Raw genomic sequence first — 10658 nt, forward strand, 5'->3', positions numbered from 1 at the left:
CTTAATCATTTTCCCCCTGTTCTTTATTTTTTTGCTTTTGTATTTATGTATTTCCCTTTTTTAGAATATAGACTGATAAATTTGGGTATAAAGCATAATGATGTAAAGTTTTTTTATCATTGTTTATAAGTAATGTATTTCAGAGGAGGTTTTATTGTGGCAGAGAACAAAGACAAAAATGTTACAAAAAAAGAGGATGGGGAACGTGAAATTCTAACTACTCGTCAAGGACACCCTGTAAGGGACAACCAAAATATCCGTACAGTGGGTAACCGTGGACCAGCGACTTTAGAAAATTATCACTTCATTGAAAAAATTTCACATTTTGACCGTGAAGAGGTGCCTGAACGTGTAGTACATGCACGTGGTTCAGGTGCTTTCGGTTATTTTGAAACTTACGGCAAAGTTGGAGATGAGCCTGTAGAAAAATATACCCGTGCAAAAGTCTTTTCTGGTGCCGGTAAACAAACGCCACTTATGGTACGTTTTTCCACAGTGGCAGGTGCAAAGGATTCACCTGAGACTGCACGAGACCCGCGCGGCTTTGCAGTGAAAATGTATACGGAAGATGGCAACTGGGATCTTGTAGGTAACAATTTAAAGATTTTCTTTATTCGTGATGCTATGAAGTTCCCTGATATGATTCATGCTTTTAAAGCAGATCCGGCTTCCAACGTACCGAATCCTCAGCGTATGTTTGACTTTGTTTCACGTACACCGGAAGCGACGCATATGATTACATTCCTATTTTCACCTTGGGGTATTCCAGCGACATACCGCCATATGCAGGGTTCAGGTGTTAACACATATAAATGGGTTAATGAAGAAGGTAAAGCTGTACTTGTAAAATATCACTGGGAACCAAAACAGGGCATCCGCAATTTGACACAAGAAGATGCAAACTCCATTCAGGCTACAAACGTAGGACATGCTACACAGGACTTATATGAAGCAATTGAACGTGGAGAGTATCCAGAGTGGGAGCTGTTTGTTCAGATTATGGAGGATGACTATCATCCAGAACTGGATTTCGATCCACTAGATGACACAAAACTTTGGCCAGAAGATAAGTTCCCTTGGTTGCCTGTAGGTCGTATGGTGCTTAACCGCAACCCTGAAGATTTTCATGCAGAAATCGAGCAGGCTGCATTCGGCACTGGTGTTCTAGTAGACGGTATGGATTTTTCGGACGATAAAATGCTACAGGGGCGTACATTCTCTTACTCAGATACACAGCGTTACCGTGTAGGCTCAAACTACTTAAAATTGCCAGTCAACTCACCAAAGGTACCGGTTCGTACAAATCAGCAGCGTGGTCAGATGGATACGCGTGATCCTAAAGAATCCGGTGAAAACCCACATATTAATTATGAGCCGTCAATGATTGGTGGCTACCGTGATGCAGGGGATAAAAAATATCCACCACATCAGCCGTCTTATAATGCGGCATTAATGAGTGAACCTATTGATCGCCCGAATAACTATGGTCAAGCAGGTGAAACATACCGCAGTTTTGAAGACTGGGAACGTGATGAGCTCATTAATAACTTATCGGATGCTCTGGCAATCTGTGACCAGCGCATTCAGGAAGCGATGTTTAACCACTTTACACAGGCTGATGAAGATTACGGCCGCCGTGTTAAAGAAGAGACTGAAAAGAAAATGAAAGAAATTGAAAAGATGGCTCAGGAAGGTAAGCTACCAGGCCGAGAGTCAGGTATTTCTAAATATGGACAGGGTACTACCGCTGCGAATGAAGCAACAAAAGATGCAGTGAAGAAAAGCCATGAAGCAGACCCATATTAACGATTAAAAAAGAACAACTGGATAGATGCTACAAACTCTAAAAGTTAGAGTTAAAAATTTACCTTTGATTTGACCCAAAGTTAAATTTAGGTAATTGGCGAAATTAAAAGACTTATGTTTGGTATTCCACCAGGCTTAGGTCTTTTGATTTTATTGCGATTGGCAGTGGAAGAGCGTTGAGATACTCAATTAATCATAAAAAAGTTCAACGTATTATGAAAAGGCTAGAGGGCCCATTGGGACCGGATATATGAGTGAATAAAACCAGATTAAAAAGCAGGCATGCTCAGCATGTCTGCTTTTGAGCTCGAGCAGCGTTAGGATATAAACAAACTGCTAAAAAGGAATTACACTGACTTTCCACAAAACCAACTAATAGAAGCTGATCGTTATTCCACAATCGGGCCATATTGTTGAATAACAGTTTTATGTGTAATGTTACCAAACAACGCTTTATGAATGTTTTAAAGGTATTCCGAATATATATAGCGAAATAATATTCAGGGAGGTGAGGATAAAAATGAAAAAGATTATAGTGGGATTAATTCTTGTAATATTTACAGGCATTATATTCTGGATACGGATAAATCCACCTTTAGAATATGGTACTATTGCTGGCAATAGTGAGTATACATCAGTTGTTATAGGACTAGGGAATAAAGGGTTTAATGATATTCAAATAACTAAAGTATATGTTAATAATGGAGAGACTCCCTCTGAAGTAAAAATGCAAATTAATCATCCTGACAAAGGTTTCATTGTAACAGATGACTTTTCATCTTCAGAAGCAGCTACGTATGACTTTTTTAGTTTATTGGACGCAAAGATAGAAAGAGGAACTATAATTGGTGATATTTATGAAAGACAGGATAAAAAACAAGTAAAAGAAGACGACAAAATTTATGGTCTAACTATTTTAAATGAACAACCGATTTATAAAGCAACAATACAATACCGTTATTTAGGGATGCCATATAAATTTGAAGTGAATGTTAAGTAGGTCATTAAAATGAGCAGTATATTGTATACATATTAAAAAAAAGTTCCCAAATGAAAGTTTGGAAAGAAGCCGAAATCCAAGAAATACTGTTAAACTAACATTTCTTGGGTTTTCTTTTGGGAATTGTATATACAATTTTTTATGCAGATTGTGATAGCTGAATAAAAACCTGTATATTTAATCGAAAAAACGATATTCCACAATCGGGCGCTTTTCTTTAACAAGGAGTGCGTCTATTTTCATTTGTAAAGATCAAGTAAGTTTATTTCCTTTTATTCAGTCATATCCTAAGATTAAAAAAGGAAGTGTATAAACTGAAAAAGGATAGAATTGCTTTAGTCGGAGCCGTAGTAATTTTAATTGTAGGAACCTTCTTATTTATCAATAACTCTTCGTCAAAAGGAACAGCATCTGAAGTTCCACCTACAGTAAGTTCTGAGGAAATGGAGAATTTCCTCTATGGAGATAATGGAATCGTGAATCATGTGCATAATGAATTATCGGAAAAAGGTTATATATACCGTCTTTTAATTGCTGCTTATTCGAAAGAAGATATTCAGATGAAAATTATCTTATTAAACAAAGAAGCTACAGAATTAGAGCAAGAAGAGATAAAATCAATCTTCTATGAATTAGTTAAAAAAAACAATCTAAATCCCAAAGCTTTTACTCTTAAAGTGAGTGATTCTGATGATGGACCAGATTGGTAAAAGGTTCAGATTTCATTAAACTAGCTAACTTAAGCTGATACTTATTCCACAATCGGGCGCGATTCCGAAATAAGGATCGCCCTTTTTTCGTTATAGGGCCATTTAATAGAGGAATAGTTCTAATTACAATTGGATATTTATGTTAATATTTATAGTAAATATACTTGTATTATTGAATAGGTAAGTTCGTTTAGGAATGTGATAAAGAGGAATATATGGGGTGATTCTATGAGTAAAAAAAACTTTGATTTAGTGGACTTTGGGGGCAGTACCTTCTTGAATAAGAAAAGTGCTTAATTTAATTTTAGGGGAAGATTGCTGAATAACATTCTTCTTCTGAAAAACAGGTTACTATTGCGAGAGGGATTTTTAAATAATGTACTTAAACTATCGGGGCAAGTTAATACAACAAGGGGATGTTAAAATAGAATTATTAATGTCGGGAGCTGATAAATTGACTAATTTATATTTTGTTAGGCACGCACATTCTATATATACACCTGATGAATTAAATAGACCTTTATCGGAAAGAGGTTTTGCTGATGCAGCAGTTGTTACAAAATTATTAAAAACAGAGGAAATTGGTATTGTTGTATCCAGTCCTTATAAACGAGCTCTTCAAACTGTCAAAGGCATAGCAGAATACATAAGTACAGAAGTTGAAATTATAGATGGTTTGAAAGAACGTACTTTAACCACAGTCCCAGCCAACGATTTTACTCTTGCAGTAACAAAAGTATGGGAGGACTACAATTTTTCATGGGAGGGTGGAGAGTCTAACATCTTCGCTCAAAAAAGAGGTGTAGAAACCACTTTAAATATTTTAGAGAAATACAAAGGTGAAAATGTTGTTATTGGAACACATGGAAATATAATGGTTTTAATCATGAATTATTTTGATAGCCAGTATGATTTTTCCTTTTGGCAAAATCTCAATATGCCAGATGTATATAAATTAACTTTTAATGGAAAAGTGCTCGAAAACGTAGAAAGAATATGGGGCATTTTAAGGAGTACAGAAAAATGAAATTCAATGCTTTAGTACCCGAGTTGTCAGTTACCGATATTGAACGATCTAAGTGGTTTTATACAGAGTTACTTGGATTCCAATTAGAATACGAAAGAAAAAATGATAAATTTGCATTTCTCTCACTCAATAATGCTCAATTGATGATTGAAGAAATTAATGGGTATTGGGAAACAGGCTTGTTAGAGTATCCATTAGGTAGAGGTATTAATTTCCAAATAACTGTTAAGGATATTCAATCTATTGTTAATAGACTAAATCAAAATGCAATTCCCCTTTTTAGGGAGCCTTTTGTTAGCGAATATACAACAGGTGAAACTGTATTTAAAGAAATTGAATTTTTAGTTCAAGATCCAGATGGTTATTTACTAAGGTTTTCACAGGGCGTTTAATTCAAAAACGATCTTCCACAATCGGGCGCGATTCTTCAATTAGAAGACCATGTTTTTCCGTTAAAATGCCATATTTTTTGAATAAGCCCAGCCCAATTTTATAGCAATAATTATTAAGAAAGCAGCCTAAAAATAGGGCGGTCAAACTATAAAATTTACAGAAATAAAAAAGAAATGGTACTCATACAATCCCATTTCTTTTATAAATTATAAACTTTATAATACATAACCTTCATACTCAATTTCTTCAATAACGAGTGCACCTGTTTCATCCTGGAAAAATGTATAGGTCACATCATACCCTACATCTCCATCATCTTCTTTTGCAATACGATGCTCATACACCAAATAACTGCCGTCTTCTTGCACTTCAATTTGATTGACATTTGATTCTACGATTTCTACAAATGTCGCGCTGTTTATTAAGCTTTCCATCCATCCTTGCACGACCATTTCTCCCTCACTATTTGTTGCAAAGTAAGAGGATACACTAGATGGATCTTGTCCATTAATCGCACGAGCAAAATCTTCCGCAAACCAATGAACTATTTTTCGTAAAGCTGAATCCGTTTCTTGATAAATGGATGTTACGACTTCTTCATTCGTACTCATTGTTGAAACATCACTTGTATCATCCGTATTTTGTTGCCCACTTTTGTCCAAAATTTCTTCTGTTAAAATTCGATACTCATTGTATGGGTCATTTTCCGTAAACTTAAATAACAAGTCAAATAGTTGCTTCGACATTTGTTCATCTTCTGACAAAATGAAAGCCCCACTTTGATATAAAAAGTTTAATAATTCATAGTGCTTTTCATCATATTTACTAGAAAGTCCAATAAGTGCGCCAATCCTTAATTCACGATTATTCTCTTCTATATATGTCTCAATTTCATATTCATTTGGAACGACTACCCCAATATCTTCAAAAAATGAAAAATCACTTACATATTCAAAATCAGCTGTTGTAAATGTAAATTTGTTGAAATAAGTTGATAAATCCTTTGTATCATCAAAATGCGTTAAAAAGGCATCGACATAGTTCATAAAATCCGCTTTCGCTTCTTCCACTGTAACTGCGGACTGGTCACTAAAGTTTTTGAGCGTTTCAATTTCTTCATCATTAATTAAATTTGATTGATGAGATAGGCCATTTGTAAGTTGTTTCATTACATCTGCATGAGAATTAAAAACAGCTAACGAATTATAGGCTAATAGTACATTTGCGGCTATCGCCTCATTGGAATCTGGAAAGTCCTGCAATGTCAGCTGTAAATATTTTTTGGCTAGCGCCAAATCTTCACGATTAATTGCTTCAACTGCTTTTATATATGGTTCTACTTCTACTTCTACTTCTGTAACCGTTTCGACTTTCGATGCTTCCTCATCTTTTTTCTGTTCTACGGGCTTTTCGTCATTCGAACAACCTGCTAACAATACAAGTAATAATATGCTAAACCACTTCTTCATTTTGTCACCTCATTCTCCCATAACATTAATACATTTTTAACAATACATGTATATTAATGTTTTATAATTAAGAAGAGTGAGCTATATTAACAGGATTTCATCGTTTAACTATAAATGTGGTCTTTTAATAAAGAGTAATTAGCGGTCATAGTCAGTGATTTAACATACGTTCGTGTCGGAAAAAAATGGCACTATGTATGCCTGTTTGTCGATCTGTTTAATCGTGAAATCATCGGTTTTAGTGCTGGCGAAAATAAAACAGCCGAGCTTGTGTATCAAGCGATTGCGAGCATTCAGGCCAATCTGAATGACGTCAAAATGTTTCATACTGACCGTGGAAAAGAGTTCGATAACAAACCGAAAAAGGTTTCTCCCTTAGTCTATTATGGAAAGTTCAATGTTAAATAACTGCATTTTTTAAAACTTCTTTTTTTAACTTTGAATAAAGGTTTGTAAACTGTTTTATCTCATCTTGGTTCTTATGAAGGTTGTGTTGACTATTATAAGTGGCTATCCCTAACTCCGTAAGTTGATTGATCAACATTTTCCACTCTGCCCATTCTGCTGATTGACTTAATAACCCATTATAATACTTATCGAATTGTTCAATGAGGTAAAAACTTGAGAGTTCCTCGGAAATAGCATTAGATGAATCTAATGCAACAATACAAAAAGGTATTATTTGTTGCGAGGTTGGTATAGATTCTGGAGAAAAACTTATTCTTGTTTCTAACCAATGCTTCATACCAAATACCCCAAAAGCTGTATCTATAGGAATCCATAGATTAGAATCTTTGTTGTAATACTCAATCCATCTATGGTCATTATGGTTCCATCCAAAAATGGAGTAAAAATTCCCATCCTTTTCAATGAGATTTTCAGAAAACTTTTGTCGATCCTCCCATTCCGGCTGTGAGTTTATTTCCAAAATCCAACGTGTTTTTATTCCAATATGGTTTAAAACTTTTTCAACGACCTTCGCCTGTTCTGCACAGTTCCCAGCCTGGCGTATTAAGATTTCTTCCACAGTTCTTTCCTTATAGTCAGTTTCAATCCATTCAAATTCATCATTTATCCAGGAAAATATTCGTTTTACTCTTTCATTATCCTCTTTTGCACCCTTTATTCTGTCGCTTATTTGATTAGAGATTGTTATGCTGAATGTCATTTAACGTCCTCCTACCTATATTAATATTCTTAGAGAATACTACTTGGATAATTTTTGAAACAAATTAGAATTTTAATTCGTATATAGTTACTAAATACTTTAAGGTGGTGTTGTAAGTGGAATGGATGGCTTTAATAATAGCATTGCTTATACCTTATGGTGTTTTCATTTGGATGTATTTTAAACCGAAAGAAAGTTTACTGGTGGGAAGTCGAGGGATAAACAAGGAAGAACCTGAAATAACGGAAAGTGCAATTAAGAATACAAAAATGAAAGCTTTAATCGCCATTATCTTTTATCCGATTTTATATATTATAATTTTTGTTTGTATTTTGAGCTATTAAAAATATAAAATCTTTTCTTCCACAATCGGGCGCGATTCTTCAATAAGAGGATCAAGTTTCCGTTATAGGGCCATATTGTTGAATAACAATTTTAAACAAAGTGTATTTTGTAATGGTTTATTTCCATATGTTCTCCTTTTAACATATTGTTTTATCGTGGGTCAACTGTGATAAAAACACTTTTTAATCCGTCATCCGTTTTTAAAAACTCTATTTGTAAACACATATCTGTCAGTTTTGAATTTGAAGTTAAATCATAATCAACAGCAAATCCACTGTTATCATTGAATTCATAGAAGTTGATTTGTGAATATTCGTATTTTAGGTTGAAATTACAAGGTGCGCCATATTCATCAAATGAATCAAATCCATTTAAGTTTAAAGTTTCTTGAACATAAAAGAATAACTCACCAATATCATCCACTTCAGATTCATCCACATAATTTAAAATGTTTTCATATTCTTTATTGTGCATTACTTTTAATATATTAGTAATAACAGTTAAAGCATATTGTTTATCTTCAGTTTTCATAGTGAACCTCCAAATTCTAATCTAAATGTTGTTAGAGACGGTGCTTTACTCAACGTGATAATTGGTATGTTTATTTCTATAAGGTCCTCGAACATTCGTTTCTGTGGAGTCCTACCTCGGACCGAGGGTACACCCCTAAATACAAACGAATGTCCATTCGGTCCAATATTCAGAATATACTTTTTATGCTTATTAATCAACTCGTATTCAAAAAAAAGAGGATAACAGCCTCTATCACATATCGATGAGGTAAAAATAAAAAGTGAGGAGATGGTGTAATGATTATAATGATAAACGGAGCATTTGGTGTGGGTAAAACCACTATTGCAAATATGCTTCAAAACGAAATTAAAAATAGTATGATATATGACCCTGAAGAGATAGGTTATATGTTAAGAAATGTTATTCCTATGGATATAAAAAGAACAGAATCCAATACAGGGGACTTTCAAGATTTAGATTTATGGAAAGAGTTAACTGTAGATGTGGGAAAAAGGTTAATTACGAAATATAATATTAATCTAATCGTGCCAATGACCATTAGGAAAATAGAATACTTAAATTTCATTTACAACGGATTTAAAAGTGTTGATGAACAAACCCATCATTTTTGTTTGAATGCAAGTAAAGAGACAATTTACGAAAGGTTAAGACTACGTGGAGAGGAAGAAGGTAACTGGTGTTTTCAACAAACCGATAAATGTTTAGAGGCTTACAATCAATACGATTTTGGAGAGTATATAGATACAGAAAAAGTTAGTATCAATGAAATTATTCAAGATATAAAAGAAAAGTTAAATCTTTTTTAAATTATATTATTTCTAAATCACCTGATAATTTACTAATACATGATACATACAAATAACGTTCCTAATAAAAGGTTTGGGATACATTAAAATGGCACGAACGTTGTTAAATGAACTGCTCCCTGTCAAGTAGACAGCAGAAATAATATAAATGATTTAAGCGGCTTGAGCTCTGTATTCTAGAGGGCTTAAGAGAAGCATTTATTTAGAGGTAGGTATTAAGACCACTACTCTTTTTCTTTGTTAAAAAGAGATTGCAGATTAGTTTAACAAGGGGGGAAATTGAATGAATAGGTTATTACTGATTGTATTATTAAGTTTTATATTATTTGGTTGTTCAGATGTAAATAGTGAATCAGATTCGAGTCCAATATTAGACAAAGAGTTTGTAGAAGCAAATGCAGAAATAGGTCAAACTAAAGATGAAGTAGAAGAAATATTCGGAACAAAATATTTCTCTGGAGAAGGTGAATTCGAGACCAATGAAGTATGGGTGTATGATAAGGTGAAAGACGATTTCGAGTATGAAAAAAGTATACAAATAGTACCCTTTGATGAAATCAGAGAAGGCAATGTGGATTATCAGTTATATATAAATTTTGTTGAAGACGAAACATTTATGTATCTGTATATTTACAGAGGAGAAGATGGGGAACTTTGGCAGTATCAAGTAAATCCAGATGGAACTACACAAGATAGAAAAATGTAGCGATAATAAACTATTGGGGGCTTTAGTTTAATAACGTTGTTCAACAATCGGGCGCGTTTCTTCAATAAGAAGATCGCGTTTTTCCGTTAAAGGGTCAGATTGTTGAATAAAAGATTTCAAAAACTGGATATTTATATATAAATTTAGGTGATTGTGAAATAATCTACTTAAATTAACAAAGCAGGATAGTTTAAAAATGATTAGTAAATATTATTATTTCTTGGAAATAGCCAATGAGGTGAAAAAATGTATAAACCATTATCTGAATTTGATTTCAGAATATATTCTAATGATAAGACATCGCATATAACATTTATCCTTGAAGAATATATGCATGAACGATTACCCAGTTTATCTTGTACAATTGAAGTAGTCGATAATAAATTTTTAGGTTGGAATATTAATGTTTGGTTTGAATTAGATAAATTATTGTCCTTCATTACTGAGTTAGAAGATCTAGAAATAAAAAGACAAGGGTCAGTTACGTTAAATGCGATGTCACCACATGAATTTAATATTACTATTGAGAACTATAATAAAAAGGGAGATTTATTAGTTAACTATTCACTTACAAATATTAAATATAATACTGATATATGTTTGAGGAATACATTAACCGGAGCATTCCTGTTAGAAGGATTTTCGGGGACTTGAAAACAAAAAAGCCCTCTTGTATGATGCTTGAGTGTCAACC

At 33.6% G+C, this 10658-nt stretch carries 12 protein-coding genes and 1 pseudogene; 10 read left to right on the top strand and 3 right to left on the bottom strand.

Annotated features, from left to right (window positions below):
* The first annotated feature begins 156 nt into the window (after positions 1-156).
* The 5 genes from H9632_RS17715 to H9632_RS17735 all read left to right on the top strand — a co-directional run bounded on the left by H9632_RS17715 (position 157) and on the right by H9632_RS17735 (position 4935).
* Positions 157-1806, top strand: a complete 1650-nt coding sequence (locus H9632_RS17715; protein WP_191705389.1) for a catalase — start codon at positions 157-159, stop codon at positions 1804-1806.
* A gap of 520 nt (positions 1807-2326) precedes the next feature.
* Positions 2327-2806 (top strand): hypothetical protein, encoded by a 480-nt coding sequence (locus H9632_RS17720; protein WP_191705390.1) that lies wholly within the window; start codon positions 2327-2329, stop codon positions 2804-2806.
* Between the two features lie 305 nt (positions 2807-3111).
* On the top strand, positions 3112-3516 hold the full coding sequence (locus tag H9632_RS17725) for a hypothetical protein (RefSeq protein WP_191705391.1): 405 nt from the start codon (positions 3112-3114) through the stop codon (positions 3514-3516).
* Between the two features lie 454 nt (positions 3517-3970).
* Positions 3971-4543 (top strand): histidine phosphatase family protein, encoded by a 573-nt coding sequence (locus H9632_RS17730; protein ID WP_191705402.1) that lies wholly within the window; start codon positions 3971-3973, stop codon positions 4541-4543.
* Entirely contained in the window at positions 4540-4935 is a 396-nt protein-coding gene (locus H9632_RS17735) for a bleomycin resistance protein (protein ID WP_191705392.1), read from the top strand. Before H9632_RS17730 ends, H9632_RS17735 begins: the two co-directional genes overlap by 4 nt.
* A 216-nt stretch (positions 4936-5151) precedes the next feature.
* On the opposite strand, the gene H9632_RS17740 is transcribed toward H9632_RS17735, so the two are convergent.
* Complete coding sequence (locus H9632_RS17740; RefSeq protein ID WP_191705393.1) at positions 5152-6405, bottom strand: TcaA NTF2-like domain-containing protein; 1254 nt, start codon at positions 6403-6405, stop codon at positions 5152-5154.
* 138 nt (positions 6406-6543) lie between these two features.
* Here H9632_RS17740 and H9632_RS17745 point away from each other — a divergent pair.
* Positions 6544-6762 (top strand): annotated as a pseudogene (locus H9632_RS17745) (DDE-type integrase/transposase/recombinase); the annotation flags it as partial.
* A 43-nt stretch (positions 6763-6805) separates the two neighbouring features.
* Here the strand turns inward: H9632_RS17745 and H9632_RS17750 are convergent.
* Complete coding sequence (locus H9632_RS17750) at positions 6806-7573, bottom strand: transglutaminase-like domain-containing protein (RefSeq protein ID WP_191705394.1); 768 nt, start codon at positions 7571-7573, stop codon at positions 6806-6808.
* A 125-nt stretch (positions 7574-7698) separates the two neighbouring features.
* Between H9632_RS17750 and H9632_RS17755 the strand changes: the two genes are divergently transcribed.
* Entirely contained in the window at positions 7699-7917 is a 219-nt protein-coding gene (locus tag H9632_RS17755) for a hypothetical protein (protein ID WP_225223910.1), read from the top strand.
* A gap of 151 nt (positions 7918-8068) precedes the next feature.
* On the opposite strand, the gene H9632_RS17760 is transcribed toward H9632_RS17755, so the two are convergent.
* Complete coding sequence (locus tag H9632_RS17760; RefSeq protein WP_191705396.1) at positions 8069-8449, bottom strand: DUF7668 domain-containing protein; 381 nt, start codon at positions 8447-8449, stop codon at positions 8069-8071.
* 278 nt (positions 8450-8727) lie between these two features.
* Between H9632_RS17760 and H9632_RS17765 the strand changes: the two genes are divergently transcribed.
* From H9632_RS17765 to H9632_RS17775, 3 genes are all read left to right on the top strand, one after another.
* The gene (locus tag H9632_RS17765) at positions 8728-9258 is read left to right on the top strand and encodes an AAA family ATPase (protein WP_191705397.1); all 531 of its coding nucleotides are present in this window, start codon (positions 8728-8730) and stop codon (positions 9256-9258) included.
* A 283-nt stretch (positions 9259-9541) separates the two neighbouring features.
* Positions 9542-9964 carry a PhoU family transcriptional regulator gene (locus H9632_RS17770; RefSeq protein ID WP_191705398.1) on the top strand — a complete coding sequence of 141 codons (423 nt, stop codon included), beginning with the start codon at positions 9542-9544 and terminating at the stop codon, positions 9962-9964.
* Between the two features lie 246 nt (positions 9965-10210).
* Positions 10211-10618 (top strand): hypothetical protein, encoded by a 408-nt coding sequence (locus H9632_RS17775; protein ID WP_191705399.1) that lies wholly within the window; start codon positions 10211-10213, stop codon positions 10616-10618.
* Positions 10619-10658: the final 40 nt, after the last annotated feature.

This window comes from Solibacillus merdavium (assembly GCF_014836935.1).
In the GTDB taxonomy this organism is placed as follows: Bacteria; Bacillota; Bacilli; order Bacillales_A; family Planococcaceae; genus Solibacillus; species Solibacillus ferritrahens.